The following is a 14,883-nucleotide window of genomic DNA, read 5'->3' on the forward strand; positions in this document are numbered from 1 at the left end:
GTGCTTGGCATTGCGGCAATGCCGCGCCTCATGCGGGGTTCAGCAGGGCATTGTGATAATCATGCTCGGGCGCCATCCGGCATTGTGCGATCAAACTGATCAGATCGAATGACAAATCTTTGGTAGCAAAACTCTGTTGCCCATCCTGCCTGTAGCGCTGCAGTTCCTCGTAAGCAGTCGCCGACACCAAATAGGTGCTAACTCGGCCATGGCTCTTCACGGCTATAGGTTCGCGCTGTGCTATGTCCATGTAGCGGCTGAAATTCTTGATGAGTTCGGCAGCCGTCGCTTTTGCCATTGTAAGCTCCCAAAGCTGTTCGGCAACCGACAACACCGGGTAAGCTCCGGCGTGCACCCAACCGGCCGCTGAAATAGCGCTCTTTACGATATTGTTGCCAGTCAACCTTAGCAACTGAGGTGTCGACGCCCAGCCGCTGCGTTTACCGCGCGTTCTGGAAGGCCTTCGGGCTGAAGACGGTGCGCAGCAGGATCGCGAGGTCGAGCCAGAACGACCAGTTGTCGACATACCAGTGGTCATAGGCGATGCGCCGCGCCATCTTCTCGTCGGTATCGGTTTCGCCGCGCAACCCGTTCACTTGTGCCCAGCCGGTGATCCCCGGGCGGACGTTGTGACGCCGGGCATAGAGCGCGATCTTGCGCTCGAAGGCCTGATCATGGGCGAGCGCATGCGGGCGCGGCCCGACCAGCGACATCTGCCCGGCGAGGACGTTCAGCAACTGCGGCAGCTCGTCGAGATTGGTGCGGCGCAGCATCCGGCCGACGCGGGTGACGCGCGGGTCGTCGCGCCGCGCCTGGACGATGACGCTGCCGTCGTCGGTGGTCGTCATGGTGCGGAACTTGAAGATGCGGAAGGCCTCTTGGTTGAAGCCGTAGCGCCGCTGCCGGAACAGGACCGGTCCCGGCGAATCCAGCCGGATCGCCAGTGCGATCAGCAGCAGCAATGGGGCAGACAGCAGAAGGATGGTGCCGGCGGCGACGAGATCGAAGGCGCGTTTCAGCGCAATCTCGGCCAGCGAGAGCGGGGGCCTCGTCAGGCGCAGGCTCGTGAGGCTTCCGGTGCGGACGATATGGGGCCGCTCGAAGCGGTCCATGATCTTTTCGGGCGTCAGATGGATGGCGACCGGGAGCGTCATGAACGCCGCGAGACAGGCGTCGATCGTCTCCTGGTCCGACCAGGGCAGGGCGATGAACACCGAGTCGGGGCGCTTGGCACGGCAGGTGGCGACCGCGCTGGCGAGATCGGCCGCGAGGGCGGCGGCGGGGTCGTTGATCCGCCGCGCATCGTTGCTGCGCAGGAAGGCGACGTCGATGATGGCGTAGCCGACATTCCAGGGCTGGTGGCGCGAGACGAAGGACATCACATCCGCTTCCCGCCCGATGAGGAAGACGCGCTCGCTGGTGATGCGGCCGGTCTTGCTGCCCATCGAGATGGTCCGGACCATGGCGGAGCGTGACAATGCGATGACCGGGATGCCGGCCAGATAGCTCGCGAGCACGACGCCGCGGGAATAGTGGTCGGCGATCTTCGCCAGAAACAGGATGGCGATGAAGGCGACCAGGGTGAGGTTCCAGACCGTGAAAGCCGAGGCGATCTGCCCCTTGGTCGAAAGATAGTTGGCGAGTTGGTAGCGCCCTTGCGTCGCGTTGATGAAGACGAAGATGCCGGCCAGCATCAGGGCGAGTTCGAGCGTCGCCTGATCGGCGCGGAGATCGCCATAGACCGGCAGGTGGTAGGCCAGCGAGACCAGGCCGACCATGGCCGCAATCACCGCCGCATCGGCCGCCGCCGTGATCAGCCAGAGCCAGTGGCGCAGCATGTTGGCGCGGGCGTCGCGCGCCGCAAAGGCCGTCGGTGCGATGTCGTTGACGCTCATGGGCTCGCTCACTCCGCGATGCACCGTGGCGCGCTGTGCCGCTCCGGCACAGGCTTCGCGTTTGGTGCTGTCGGAGCGCAGGGATCGCAATCGACGTACCGATGGAGGCTGGCTCAGATCAGGTCGGAATGCAGACAAATCACTGACAAACCGTCCTTTTCTCCCGCGCGGCCGCGACTTGGGCGGCGCGCGGCGGGAAGGGATGTGCCAATCCGGAACGGCACTGCATTCTGTCTTGGCGGGTCCGCTTCGGCGGGTTAGGTCTGGCGTCGACGCTTTGCAGGACCAAGCCCATGACCACCGCCGCCGCCCCATCGCAGGCTCCGCGCATCGCCCGCGGCGGCAAGGCCATCTATGGCGCGCCGCTCGGCATCCTCATGCTGGAAGCGCGCTTCCCGCGCATTCTCGGCGACATGGGCAATGGCGGGACCTGGCCGTTTCCGGTGCTCTACCGCGTCGTCGGCGGGGCGAGCCCCGACAAGGTCGTGCTGCGCGGTGCCGACGGGCTGCTGCCGGATTTCATCGCCGCGGCGCAGGATCTGGTGCGGCTCGGGGCCGAGGCGATCACCACCAATTGCGGCTTCCTCTCCCTGTTCCAGCGCGAGCTTGCGGCGGCCGTCGGCGTGCCGGTGGCGACCTCGTCGCTGATGCAGGTTCCCTGGGTGCAGGCGACGCTGCCGCCGGGCCAGCGGGTCGGCGTCGTCACCGTCTCCGCGGGGAGCCTGACGCCGGCGCATCTGGAGAAGGTCGGCGTGCCGGTCGATACGCCGGTTGCCGGGACGGAAGGCGGTCGCGAGTTCTTCCGCGTCCTGATCAAGGCCGAGAAGGACGACATGGATGTCGATCTCGCCCGGCAGGACGTTGTCAATGCGGCGCTGGATCTGGTGGCGCGGCATCCGGAGGTGGGCGCCATCGTGCTCGAATGCACGAACATGCCGCCCTATGCCGCGGCCGTGCAGGCGGCGACGGGACGGCCGGTCCACGACATCTACTCGATGATCAGCTGGTTCCATGCCGGCTTGCGGCCGCGGGTGTTCTGACGGGGGCTGCCGCACGCGGGGATAGCGGAGCGGGTTATCCCCGGTGGCTGTGTGGGGAGCAATGCTGGGCGTCGCATCCCCCGGCGCCGAGGCGGCGCCCGACCTCGCGAGGCCCCATGACCGCAACGCCGCGGCTTTCCCTGCCCCTGCTCGCCGCCGGGCAGGCGCAGAAGCACGTCACCCATAACGATGCCCTGACGCGGCTCGACGCGCTGGTGCATCTCACCGTCGACAGCCGCTCGCAGACCGTGCCGCCGGCGGTGCCGACCGAGCTCTCCGCCTGCATCATCCCGCCCGGCGCGACGGGCGTGTTCTCCGGCCGCACCGACCAGATCGCGCTGTTCGAGAATGGCGGCTGGCTCTTCCTGACGCCGCGCCCCGGCTGGCAGGCCTGGGTCGTCGATGAGGCCGAGCATAACCTCTGGACCGGCACGGAATGGCGCCGCGACAGCCCGCTCAGCAGCCTCGGCGCCAGCCTCTGGGGCGTGAACGGCACCGCCGACGTCACGACCCGCTTCGTGGTGCAGGCGCCGGCGAGCCTTTTCAACCATGACGGCGCCGGCCATCAGCTCAAGCTCAACAAGGCGGCGGCCGGCGAGACGGCGAGCCTGCTCTTCCAGGACGGCTATTCCGGCCGCGCCGAGATCGGCCTCGCCGGCGACGACGACCTGCATTGCAAGGTCAGCGCGGATGGCTCGGCCTGGGCCGAGGCGCTCACCGTCGAGCGGTCGACGGGCGAGGTCTCGCTGCCGGCGACGCCCTGGGCGAGCGGCGGCAATCTCCTGCTCAATGGCGATCTCCAGATCAATCAGCGCGGCTTCGCTGGCGGCGCTCTGGCGGCCGGCATCTATGGCTTCGACCGCTGGAAGGCGGGTCCGGCGGGCGCGACGCTTTCCGTTGCGGGTTACGACCTCACCCTCAGTGCCGGGGCGCTCGTGCAGCCGGTTGAGCCGGCGCTGTGGGGGCTCTCGTCCTTCGCCGGCCAGGCACTGACGCTGTCGGTCGAGGGGCTGTCGGGCGGGGCGCTCTCGGTCTCCGTCGGCAGCGTCTCGGGTTCGATTGCCGCGGGGGCGGGCCGGCGCAGCGTGACGCTGACGCCCGCGGCGGGCGATACCGGCGCGCTCTTGGTCAGTCTGGCGCCGGTGGGGCCTGCCGTGAGCCTGCGCCGCGTGAAGCTGGAGATCGGGCGCCGCGCCAGCACTTGGGCGGCGCGGCCGGCGACGCTCGAAGAACTGCTCTGCGCCCGCTATTTCTGGCGGCCCGAGAGTTCGCTTGCGCTCGACGCCTATCAGGCCGCGGGCGGCGCCGTGGCACAGACTCTGATCCTGCCGACGAGGATGCGCGCGACGCCGAGCGCCGCCTTCGCCGTTTCGGGCACGGTGAACGTCGCGGGTGGAAGTCCGGCGCTGACGGTGCTGTCGCGGCGGGAGGCACGCGTCTCGGTGGCGGCCTCTGCCGTCGGCCGCGTCGAGGCCACGTTCGGCAGCATCGCCTTCGACGCCGAGCTCTGAGCAGGCTCGCCTCAGTCGAGATAGATGCTTTTCACATGGGCGTTGATGGCGGCGATGTCCGGCAGCATCCCACCATTGCGCGTCCGCAGATGGCCCTCGTGCCAGTACCAGTCGTCAAAGCCGACATTCAGCCGCTGATAGCCGGCTTCCGCGAGCAGGGTGCGCATCGTCTCGCGGCGCGGCTCGACGAAATTGTGCTCGATGGTGAAGAGCGCGATGGCGTGGCGGGAGAGGTCGATCGTCCGGAGGATGTCGAGTTCCGAGCCTTCCGTGTCGAGCGAGACATAATCGAAGCCCGAGCCCGCCTGCCCATCGGCTTCGTCCATCTGGTCGAAGGTCACGGTCTCGACCGTGATCAGCCCGTTCTCGCTGATCGCCTGGCGCCGGTGCTCGGCATAGCCGTCCGACTCGGCGTATTCGGCGAGCGTGCCGATCTCCTGCGAGGGGACGAAGGACAGGAACTGGCCGCCCTCGCGATGGACGGCCCGCTCGAGGCAGGCGGCCTTGCGGCTCGCAGCGAGCCTGGCGAAGAGGATCGGGTTGGGCTCGACGAGCACACCGTTCCAGCCATGGTCGGCTTCGAGGAAGCAGGTGTTGCTATGCAGCACGCCGTCGAAGGCGCCGATCTCGGCGAAGCGCCCGCCGCGCCTTCCGCCGCACATCGCCAGCACCCAGCGCTCCTGCTCGATCTGCGAGTTCGTCGGCGTCTCGAAGGCGTCCTGCCAGGAGAGGCGGGGGGCGGGCGTCGGATCTGGCACGGTCTGTCGTCTCGCGGGGGCGGGACGGCAGCCTAGGGCAACGCGGTTGCGGATGAAACGTCTGGGCCTCGTCGTCATTGCGAGCGAAGCGAAGCAATCCAGGAAGCGTGGCGCCGGAGCTTCTGGATTGCGTCGTCGCTGCGCTCCTCGCAATGACGGCTTTCAGTGAATCTCAGGCTCGGGAATCTTCGCCGTGCCCTCGAGGTAATCGAAGTCGCAGCCCTTGTCGGCCTGGCGGATATGGGCCGCCGACATCTTGCCCCAGCCGCGGGGATAGTCGCGGTCGGGCGGCGTCCAGGCCGCGAGGCGGGCGGCGATCTCGGCATCCGTCAGGGCGACCGAGATGCTGCGCGCCTCGACATCGACGCTGATGACGTCGCCGGTCTGCACCGCGGCGAGCGGCCCCCGGATATAGGCCTCGGGCGCGACATGCAGCACGCAGGCGCCGTAGCTGGTGCCGGACATGCGGGCATCCGAGATGCGCAGCATGTCGCGTACGCCCTGCTTCAGCAGCTTCTTCGGGATCGGCATCATGCCCCATTCCGGCATGCCGGGCCCGCCGACCGGGCCGCAGTTCTTCAGCACCATGATGTGGTCGGGCGTGACGTCGAGCGCCTCGTCGTTCACCGCCTTCATCATCGCGTCGTAGTCCTCGAAAACCAGCGCGGGGCCTGAATGCTTCAGCAGGCGCGGCTCGGCGGCGGAGGGTTTGATGACGCAGCCATCGGGGGCGATGTTGCCCTTCAGCACCGCGAGACCGTTGGCGGTCGTCACCGCATTGTCGAGCGGGCGGATGACGTTGTCGTCATAGACGGTCGCGAGCGCGATGGTCTCCGAGATCGGCTTGCCGGTGACCGTCATCGCGTCGGTGTGGAGCTTGCTCTCGAGCTGTTTCAGAAGGGCCGGGAGCCCGCCGGCATAGAAGAAATCCTCCATCAGGAATTCGCCGGACGGGCGCAGGTTCGCGATCACGGGGACCTTGCGCGAGAAGGCGTCAAAATCGTCCGGTGTCAGCGAGACGCCGGCGCGCCCGGCCATGGCGATGAGGTGGATGATGGCATTGGTCGATCCGGCGACCGCCATGTGGACAGTCAGCGCGTTTTCGAAGCTCTTGCGGGTGAGGATACGGTCGGGCGTCAGATCCTCCCAGACCATCTCGACGATGCGCTTGCCGGCGGCCGCGGCCATGCGGGGATGGGCGGCGTCGGCGGCGGGAATGGCGGAGGCGCCCGGCAGCGTCAGGCCCAGCACCTCGGCATGGCTCATCATGGTGGCGGCGGTGCCCATCACCATGCAGGTGCCATGCGAACGGGCGATGCCGCTTTCCATGTCTTTCCACTGGTCGTCAGTGATGTTGCCGGCTTCCTTCTCGGCCCAGTATTTCCAGACATCGGCGCCCGAGCCCAGCACCTTGCCGGCCCAGTTGCCGCGCAGCATCGGCCCCGCCGGGACATAGATGAAGGGCAGCCCGGCGCTGCAGGCGCCCATGATCAGGGCCGGCGTGGACTTGTCGCAGCCCCCTAGCAGCACCGCGCCATCGAGCGGGTGGGAGCGGATCGATTCCTCCGTCTCCATCGCCAGGAAGTTGCGATAGAGCATAGTGGTGGGCTTCTGGTACTGCTCCGAGACCGACATCACGGGGATCTCGACCGGGAAGCCGCCCGCCGCCCAGACCGCCCGCTTCACCGCATCCGCGCGGTCGCGCAGATGGGTGTGGCAGGGGTTGATCTCCGACCAGGTGTTGATGATGCCGATGACCGGCTTTCCCATGAACTCCTCATGGGCAAACCCCATCTGCAGCGCGCGCGAGCGATGCCCGAAAGAGCGCAGATCGCTGGCGCCGAACCAGCGCTTCGAGCGCAGGGTTTCGGGCGTCTTGCGGGGATGGGTGGTCATGGCGTGTCCTCGGGTGGTTTCTTGTGTTGGCCACGTTCACCGTCATGCTCGGGCTTGTCCCGAGCATCCACGTCTTGACCGCGGGCCTCGACGCGCGAAGACGTGGATGGTCGCCACAAGGGCGACCATGACGAGGGAGTCCTACTCTGCCGCCGCGCGCTGAGTGCTCCAGCCGGAGACGATGGCGCGCAGTTGCGCCTTTTCCTCGGCGTTCAGATCCGGCAGACCGGGCAGGCGGACAGGGCCGACATTGGTGCCGAGCAGGCCGAGGGCTTCCTTGACGACGGTGACGTTGGCGCCGTTGCCGTATCTCGTGCGCAGCGTCTCGAAACCGGCGATGGCATCGACCTCGCTGCGGGCGGCGGTGTAGTCGCCCTTTTCCAGCGCATGCCAGACGGCGAGCGAGCGGTCGGGGGCGACATTGATCAGGCCAGAGGTGAAGCCGCGGGCGCCTAGCGCGTAGAAGGGCGCCGCCCATCCCTCGGCGAGGCCGCAGATCCAGTTGGCGCGCGTTCCCTGCGTAGCCCGGACGCATTCGGACAACAGCATCATGTTGGTCGAGGCGAACTTCACGCCGGCGACATTGGGATGGGTCGCCACGCGCACCAGATCCTTCACGCCGATCGCGTCGGAGCGGATATAGGCCACCAGCGGCAGCGTCAGCGCCTCGGCGATGGCGAGGATGTAGTCCGCCTGCGACTGCGGCGCGGCGAAGGGGTCGAGCGGGTGATGCACCATGACCGCATCGCAACCGGCTTTCGCTGCAAGCTTGCCGGTCGAGACGGCTTCGCGCAGCGACCGGCCGATGCCGGCGGTGACCAGCGCCTTGCCGGCGGCGGCTTCGGCCGCGACGGCATGGCTGCGCACGACCTCGTCCGTCGTCATCGGGTAAAACTCGCCGGTGTTGCCGGCAGAAACGATGTTGTGGATGCCGGCTGCGGCGATGCGCGCGACGATCTGGCCCGTCACGGCCCAATCGGCCTCGCCATCGGCGCCCCAGGCGGTGACATGCACGCCCGAAATGCCGCGCAGCGCACTGCGGACTTTATCACTCGTCATAGTCCAACCCTTCCGCGTCGGCGCCGAACACCTGCCGCACATGGGCTTTCGCCGAACGGACGATGTGGCGGCGCATTCTCTGTTCGGCGAGCGCGGGATCGCGCGCCCGCAGCGCCTCGTAAATGGAGCGATGTTCCTCGAAGCCCTGGCCGCGCTCGGACGGCTCCGAGAGCAGGGCGATGCGCTGGGCATGGTCGTACATGCGCTGCCCGTCGAGCCGGCGCTCGAGATAGCCGCAGCCGGAAATGCGGTGAATCGCGCCGTGATAGGCCTCGTTCAGGGTAACGAGGTCTTCCAGCGCGCTGTGCTGCGTCGCATGGGCCATTTCCTCGATCAGCCGCGCGATCTCCGTGAGATCGCCCTCGCTCAGGCGGTTGGCGGCGATATGGGTCATGACGCTTTCCAGCGCCGCGCGCCCCAGCGCCATCTCCAGCGCCTGGCGGGCGGAGAACTCGACGAAGACGCCGCGGCGCGCCTCGGTGCGCACCAGCCCCTCGCTCTCCAGCTTGCGGATCGCGTCCTTCACCGGCGTGGTGCTGACGCCCAGCATCTCGGCCAGATGCCGCTCGTTCAGGCGCTCGCCATTGCGGAAGCGGCCTGCGACGATCGCCCTGCGCAGCCGCTCATGCACATGCTCGCGCAGGGAGCGCAGCAGATGCGGGGCGACGGGTTCGATGGTCAGGGTCTGGGGCATCTTAAGTCCGGAGCGGGCACCAGCCCCGCGAATCCGCCGGGCGGCCCGCGGAGCCATGCTCCATCTCCGCATCACTCACCACAAAGGACAAGCGGCGACAAGTCTGAAATTTCAGATTTCAAATCTGGAATCCTGTGCTATCGGAGTCGGTAAGGATCCGATAACGGACCGCGCCGGCATCGACGTGCCGGCACCGCGACAGTCATGGGAGGACGACGGATGACGATGACACGCAGGGCCGCACTGGCCGCCGCAATTTGCCTGATGGCCGCCCCGGCCGCGCAGGCGCAAAGCGACTATCCCGGCAGCAAGGTGGTGACGATCGTGGTGCCCTTCGCGGCGGGCGGCACCACCGACCTGCTCGGGCGTGTGCTCGCCGACAGGCTGGGCGCGCGTCTCGGCGGCAAGTTCATCGTCGAGAATCGGCCGGGTGCCGGCGGCAACACCGGCGTGGCCGCGGTCGCGCGGTCGACGCCCGACGGCTACACCCTGACCATGGGCACGGTCTCGACCCATGCGATCAATCCGGCCGTCTATGCCAAGATGCCTTTCGACCACATCAAGGATTTCGCGCCGATCTCGCAGGTGGCGAGCGTGCCCAACATCCTGATGGTCAATGTCGATCTGCCGGTGAAGACGGTGCCGGAGCTGATCGATCTGCTGAAGAAGAACCCTGGCAAGTATTCCTTCGGCTCGTCCGGCGCCGGCACCTCGACCCATATGGCGGCCGAGCTCTTCAAGGTCTCGACCGGCACCGACATGGTGCATGTGCCCTATCGCTCGAGCGGGCAGGTGACGCAGGACCTTCTCTCCGGCCAGATCCAGATCACCTTCGACAATATCACCATCGCCTGGCCGCATGTCGAAGCCGGCAAGATCCGCGCGCTCGCCACCGCGACGCCTGAACGCCTCGCCGTTGCCAAGGACCTGCCGGCGCTGGCCGAGTTCATCCCGGGCTATGCCGCCGCCTCCTGGCACGGCTTCTTCGCGCCGTCGGGCGTGCCGAAGGAGATCGTCGCCAAGCTGTCCACCGAGGTCCAGGCGATCATGCGCGAGCCTGCGGTCATCGATCAGATGAAGAAGCTCGGCGTCGATCCGGTCGGCTCGACCCAGGAGCAGTTCACCGCCCATATCGCCGCCGAGACCAAGCGCTGGGCCGATGTGGCGCAGAAGGCGAATGTCCGGATCGAGTGATCGAATGAGCCAGCGTCATGGTCGGGCTTGACCCGACCATCTCGGAAACCAGCGATCTGGTCCTGAGATTCTCGGGTCAAGCCCGAGAATGACGCCCGTCCCACATCCACTGCGTCACGAGAACCGGATAGCGCCGCGATGACATCGACCACCCTCACCGACGAAAACCGCAAGAAGCTGAAGCGCGTTTCGACCGCGACGCTGACGACGGCGCTGTTCAAGCGCGGCTTCCGGAATGTCTTCATCCAGGACGTGCGGCCGCTGAGTCAGAAGGGCGAGAGCATGGTCGGGGAGGCGTTCACGCTGCGCTACATCCCGGCGCGGGAGGATCTCGATCATCTCGGCACCTTCGAGGGGACGCAGCATCCGCAGCGCCGCGCGGTCGAGGACTGCCCGCCTGGCCATGTCATGGTGATCGACTCGCGCAAGGATCCGCGCGCGGCCTCGGCCGGTGGCATCCTCGTGTCGCGGCTGATGCAACGCGGCGTCGCCGGCATCGTGACCGATGGCGGCTTCCGGGACTCGCCCGAGATCGCGGCGATGGCGATCCCGGCCTATCACAACCGCCCGAGCGCGCCGACCAACCTGATCCGTCACCACGCGCTCGACATCAACGCGCCGATCGCCTGCGGCGACGTCGCCGTCTATCCGGGAGACATCATCGTCGGCGACGGCGAGGGAGTCTGCGTCATCCCCGCCCATCTCGCCAACGAGATCGCGCCCGAGGTCTATGAGCAGACGGCTTACGAGGATTTCGTTGCGGAACGCGTGCGCGGCGGGCAGGGCATCTTCGGGCTCTATCCCGCGAACGAGCAGACCAAGAGCGAGTTCGCCGCGTGGCGGCCCGGCTGGTCCTGACCGCCGCAGCGCCGCTCCGCCGGCACATCACCAGACAAGACGGCGAAGCCGGCCGTGACACGGGCTGAATCGGGACGGTGCCGAGCGGCGCGTCCCGCCACGACCATCATTGCCAAAAATCTGGGGGGACATCATGGTTGAAGCGTCGCGTCGTCAATGGCTTGCGGGCGGCCTCGCCGCTGCCGGCTCCGCACTGGCCGGACCGGCACTCGGACAGGCCTTTCCGTTCAAGCCGAACCAGCGCTACCCCGATCCGTCGGTCGAGATCCTCGATCCGAGTTTCGCGAAGTATCGCATCTATTCGAGCACGATCGAGCAGGTCGCGACCGGCATGCGCTGGGCCGAGGGACCGGTTTATTTCCCGGCAGGGCGTTATGTCCTCGTCAGCGACATCCCCAACAACCGGATCATGAAGTACGACGAGGTGAAGAACAGCTTCACCGTCTTCCGCGAGAACGCCAATTTCGCCAACGGCAATGCGCGCGACCGGCAGGGCCGGCTCGTCACCTGCGAGCACTCCGTCACGCGCCGGGTCACCCGCACCGAGACGAACGGCAAGATCACCGTTCTGGCCGACCGCTTCGAGGGCAAGCGGCTGAACGCGCCCAACGACGTCGTCGTGAAGTCCGACCACACGATCTGGTTTACCGATCCGCTCTTCGGCATCAATGGCGAGTGGGAAGGGTCGCGCGCCAAGCCCGAGCAGGCTACCACCAATGTCTACCGCATCGGCACGGACGGGAAACTGACGGCGGTCGTCACCGATCTGCTCAATCCCAACGGTCTGGCCTTCTCGCCCGACGAGAAGAAGCTCTACGTGGTGGAGTGGCGCGGCACGCCCAACCGCAGCATCTGGAGCTTCGACATCGACGCGCAGGGCAAGGCCTCGAACAAGACAAAGGTCGTCGACGCGGCCGATTTCGGGGCGCTCGACGGCTTCAGGGTCGATCGCGACGGCAATCTCTGGTGCGGCTATGGCAGCAACGGCGCCCTCAATGCGGAACCGACCGATATGGGCGGGCGCAAGGTCTTCACGCTGCGCGGGAAGCCCGAGGATCTCGACGGCGTCATGGTGTTCAGCCCGGCCGGCAAGCCGCTCGCCTTCATCCGCCTGCCCGAACGCTGCGCCAATCTCTGCTTCGGCGGCCCCAAGGGCAACCGCCTCTATATGGCGAGCAGCCATTCGCTCTATGCGCTCTACGTCGAAGCGCACGGAGCCGTCTGACAGACGAGAGCGGTGCAACTTGAGCGATTGACGCAGCGTCATCGTTAACCGCTGCTTGAGATGTCTTTTCTAATGTCGCCTCCCGGATGCGCGCTGGAGGCGAGCGTGGACGCGACGAAATGGGCCTGCCGGTCATGACAGCGCAAGCGACATGGCCGGCACGCTACAATGACTGGGTGAACCGCCGGCTCGGCATCGTCCCGCTCGACGAGGCCGATGCCGCGGCGCTGCGCCGCGCGCAGGGCGAGCAATTCGCCCGGGTGCTTCCGGCCATCCTGTTGTCCAACCTGCTGTCGGCCGTACTGGTCGCGATCACGGCCATGGTGCATGGCTGGCTCTGGTTTCCCCTGTTCTGGAGCGCCTCCGTCGTCGCTATCGGCGTGCTCGGTATCCTGCGGATCACGCGGATCCGCGAGCGGGCGCGAGAAGAAAGTCCGTCCGCCAAGTTCAACGACCGGATCCTGATCGACTCAGCCCTGATGGCCGCGCCCTGGCTGGTGATGGCGATCGTCTTCAATCCGACCCGCGTTCCCGAAATGGAGGTGCTGACCGCGACGCTGCTGGCGGGGCTGGTCTGCGCCGGCACCTTCACCATGGCGAGCATGCCGTCGGCCGCGCTGCTCTTCGCAGGCCTGATCCTGGGCGCGCGCATCCTCCATATCGCCCTGTCGCCGCTCGACCATGCGGTCGAGAACCTGACCTTCCAGTGGATCTATGGTTCGGTGATGCTGGTTTCGCTGCGCAGCATGGCACAGCTCTTCATCGACCGGGTTCGCGCTATCGGCAGCGCGCAGGCTCTGGGGCTCGACGCGCAGGCCCAGGCGCGCTTCGAGGAGGCGCGGCGCGAGGATGTCGAACGCCAGGCCGACGCCTTCCGGCGCGAGATCGGGGCGATTCTCAAGCCGGTGTTCCAGTCGGTGGTCCACATGAACAGCGCCGCCGAGCAGCTCGTCGCCATCTCCCAGCGTTCGCAGGAGAAGCTCGGCGGCATGCTGAAGCAGGTGGGCGAGGCCAGCGACGACATCTCATCGGTCGAGGCCTGCTCGCGACGGCTGACCGACACCATCGCGCTGATTCGCACCGAAGCCGACCGGACGACGCAGCTGGTGCGGACCGCAGCGTCGGACGTGGCAGCGTCGGTCGCGATCAAGGAGCAGCTGACGCGATCGGTGCGGGATATCGGCGAGGTCTCGGAGCTGATCCGCGAGATTGCCGCCCAGACCAACCTGCTCGCGCTGAACGCAACCATCGAGGCCGCGCGCGCCGGCGTCGCGGGGCGCGGCTTCGCCGTGGTCGCGACCGAGGTGAAGAGCCTGGCCGAGCGCACGGAGGCGGCGACGCAGGAGATCTCGGAGCGGATCGAAGAGGTGCGCGCCTCGACCGAGCGTTCGCTGGCGGCGGTGATGAACATCAGCGTCTCCACCGATGCCATTGTCGGGGCCACTGGCGGGATCGTGCTCGCCGTCGACCAGCAGGCCGAGGCCATCCGCACCATGGTCGATCTGCTCAGCCGGGCGGTCAAGGAAACCCAGCGCGCCGCGAACGCGATCGATCTCGTCGCGGCCGATGCCGCCCTGACGATGGACAATGGCCGGCAGGTCTCGGAAGCCGCAGCCGGGGTCGACGGCTCGGCCCGTCGGCTGGATGATTCGGTGGCGCGTTTCTCGCGACAGGTCGTCGGCGGCTGATCAGCTCCCGCTGACGCCGTAGAAGTCGCGGTACCAGGCAACGAAGCGCGCGATGCCGGTCTCGATCGGTGTGTCGGGTCGGAAGTCGACCCGCGCCATCAGGTCGGAAACGTCGGCATAGGTCGCCCGCACGTCGCCCGGCTGCATCGGCAGATGTGTCTTGATCGCGGCCTTGCCGCAGGCGGCCTCGATCACCGCGATGAAGCGGTCGAGGCGGACGGGCGTGTGGTTGCCGATGTTGTAGATCCGCCAGGGCGCTGCGGCGGTTGCGGGGTCCGCCGTCGCGCCCGCTTCATCGGGAGCGGGCGGCAGCGCCGTCAGCCGGACGATCGCCTCGCTGATGTCGTCGACATAGGTGAAGTCGCGGCTCATCTCGGCCTCGGCATAGACCTCGATCGGCCGGCCTTCGAGGATCGCCTTGGTGAACTTGAAATAGGCCATGTCCGGCCGGCCCCAGGGGCCGTAGACAGTGAAGAACCGCAGGCCAGTGGCCGGAATGCCGTAGAGCTGGGCGTAGCTGTGGGCCATCAGCTCGTTGGCGCGCTTGGTCGCAGCGTAGAGCGACACCGGGTGGTCGGCCCCGTCATGCTCGCTGAACGGCACCTTGGCGTTTGCGCCATAGACGGAACTCGACGAGGCATAGACCAGATGCGCGACGGGGTGAGCCCGGCAGGCCTCCAGGACCGAGAGAAACCCGTCCAGATTGGAGTGGGCATAGGCGCGCGGGTTGTCGAGCGAGTAGCGCACCCCCGCCTGGGCCGCGAGATGGATCACCGCCTCCGGGCGGAAGGCAGCGAAGGCTGCCAGCAGCCCGTCATAGTCTGCGATGTCGAGCGGCTGGAAGGAAAAGCCGGCACGCGGCAGCAGGCGGTCGAGCCGCGCCTGCTTGAGGGCTGGGTCGTAATAGGGCGTCAGATTGTCGATGCCGAGAACCTCGACGCCGCGGGCGACCAGAGCCTGCGTGACGTGGAAGCCGACGAAACCGGCCGCGCCGGTCAACAGGACGCGCCGGGGTGAAGCCGTGGTCATCGTGCCCGTTCCGCCCTGTCGGGGAGTGAACGGGAG

At 67.3% G+C, this 14,883-nt stretch carries 13 protein-coding genes; 6 read left to right on the forward strand and 7 right to left on the reverse strand.

Annotated elements, in window-relative coordinates; translation table 11 throughout:
* Positions 1–28 precede the first annotated feature (28 nt).
* Together AX750_RS26610 and AX750_RS17895 are read right to left on the reverse strand one after the other, a co-directional pair.
* Positions 29–334, reverse strand: coding sequence for a type II toxin-antitoxin system Phd/YefM family antitoxin (locus tag AX750_RS26610; protein ID WP_066725542.1), 306 nt, complete (start codon positions 332–334; stop codon positions 29–31).
* A gap of 106 nt (positions 335–440) precedes the next feature.
* The gene (locus AX750_RS17895) at positions 441–1,895 is read right to left on the reverse strand and encodes an undecaprenyl-phosphate glucose phosphotransferase (RefSeq protein ID WP_066725544.1); all 1,455 of its coding nucleotides are present in this window, start codon (positions 1,893–1,895) and stop codon (positions 441–443) included.
* A 293-nt stretch (positions 1,896–2,188) separates the two neighbouring features.
* Between AX750_RS17895 and AX750_RS17900 the strand changes: the two genes are divergently transcribed.
* Both AX750_RS17900 and AX750_RS17905 read left to right on the forward strand, forming a co-directional pair.
* The gene (locus AX750_RS17900; protein ID WP_066725547.1) at positions 2,189–2,935 is read left to right on the forward strand and encodes an aspartate/glutamate racemase family protein; all 747 of its coding nucleotides are present in this window, start codon (positions 2,189–2,191) and stop codon (positions 2,933–2,935) included.
* Positions 2,936–3,051: 116 nt separating this feature from the next.
* Positions 3,052–4,446, forward strand: coding sequence for a DUF2793 domain-containing protein (locus tag AX750_RS17905; protein WP_066725550.1), 1,395 nt, complete (start codon positions 3,052–3,054; stop codon positions 4,444–4,446).
* Between the two features lie 11 nt (positions 4,447–4,457).
* Here the strand turns inward: AX750_RS17905 and AX750_RS17910 are convergent, their stop codons facing one another.
* The 4 genes from AX750_RS17910 to AX750_RS17925 all read right to left on the reverse strand — a co-directional run bounded on the left by AX750_RS17910 (position 4,458) and on the right by AX750_RS17925 (position 8,853).
* Positions 4,458–5,204 (reverse strand): FkbM family methyltransferase, encoded by a 747-nt coding sequence (locus AX750_RS17910; protein WP_066725553.1) that lies wholly within the window; start codon positions 5,202–5,204, stop codon positions 4,458–4,460.
* Positions 5,205–5,366: 162 nt separating this feature from the next.
* Positions 5,367–7,100 carry an L-arabinonate dehydratase gene (gene araD, locus AX750_RS17915; RefSeq protein ID WP_066725556.1) on the reverse strand — a complete coding sequence of 578 codons (1,734 nt, stop codon included), beginning with the start codon at positions 7,098–7,100 and terminating at the stop codon, positions 5,367–5,369.
* 141 nt (positions 7,101–7,241) lie between these two features.
* Positions 7,242–8,159 (reverse strand): dihydrodipicolinate synthase family protein, encoded by a 918-nt coding sequence (locus AX750_RS17920; RefSeq protein WP_066725559.1) that lies wholly within the window; start codon positions 8,157–8,159, stop codon positions 7,242–7,244.
* Positions 8,149–8,853 (reverse strand): GntR family transcriptional regulator, encoded by a 705-nt coding sequence (locus AX750_RS17925; protein WP_245282429.1) that lies wholly within the window; start codon positions 8,851–8,853, stop codon positions 8,149–8,151. The genes AX750_RS17920 and AX750_RS17925 overlap by 11 nt, the downstream gene beginning before the upstream one ends.
* 219 nt (positions 8,854–9,072) lie before the next feature.
* Here AX750_RS17925 and AX750_RS17930 point away from each other — a divergent pair, with 219 nt between their 5' ends.
* The 4 genes from AX750_RS17930 to AX750_RS17945 all read left to right on the forward strand — a co-directional run bounded on the left by AX750_RS17930 (position 9,073) and on the right by AX750_RS17945 (position 13,818).
* The gene (locus AX750_RS17930) at positions 9,073–10,047 is read left to right on the forward strand and encodes a tripartite tricarboxylate transporter substrate binding protein (protein WP_066725562.1); all 975 of its coding nucleotides are present in this window, start codon (positions 9,073–9,075) and stop codon (positions 10,045–10,047) included.
* 138 nt (positions 10,048–10,185) lie between these two features.
* Positions 10,186–10,905, forward strand: coding sequence for a ribonuclease activity regulator RraA (locus tag AX750_RS17935; protein WP_066725566.1), 720 nt, complete (start codon positions 10,186–10,188; stop codon positions 10,903–10,905).
* A 133-nt stretch (positions 10,906–11,038) separates the two neighbouring features.
* Positions 11,039–12,130, forward strand: a complete 1,092-nt coding sequence (locus AX750_RS17940; RefSeq protein ID WP_066725568.1) for an SMP-30/gluconolactonase/LRE family protein — start codon at positions 11,039–11,041, stop codon at positions 12,128–12,130.
* A 134-nt stretch (positions 12,131–12,264) separates the two neighbouring features.
* Positions 12,265–13,818, forward strand: coding sequence for a methyl-accepting chemotaxis protein (locus tag AX750_RS17945; protein ID WP_197426716.1), 1,554 nt, complete (start codon positions 12,265–12,267; stop codon positions 13,816–13,818).
* On the opposite strand, the gene AX750_RS17950 is transcribed toward AX750_RS17945, so the two are convergent.
* Positions 13,819–14,847: an NAD-dependent epimerase gene (locus tag AX750_RS17950; protein WP_066725574.1), complete on the reverse strand. Its 1,029-nt coding sequence runs from the start codon at positions 14,845–14,847 to the stop codon at positions 13,819–13,821. It lies immediately after the preceding gene.
* Positions 14,848–14,883: the final 36 nt, after the last annotated feature.

It is taken from the genome of Methylobacterium sp. CCH7-A2, assembly GCF_001557075.1.
GTDB classification, from domain to species: Bacteria; Pseudomonadota; Alphaproteobacteria; order Rhizobiales; family Beijerinckiaceae; genus Allobosea; species Allobosea massiliensis.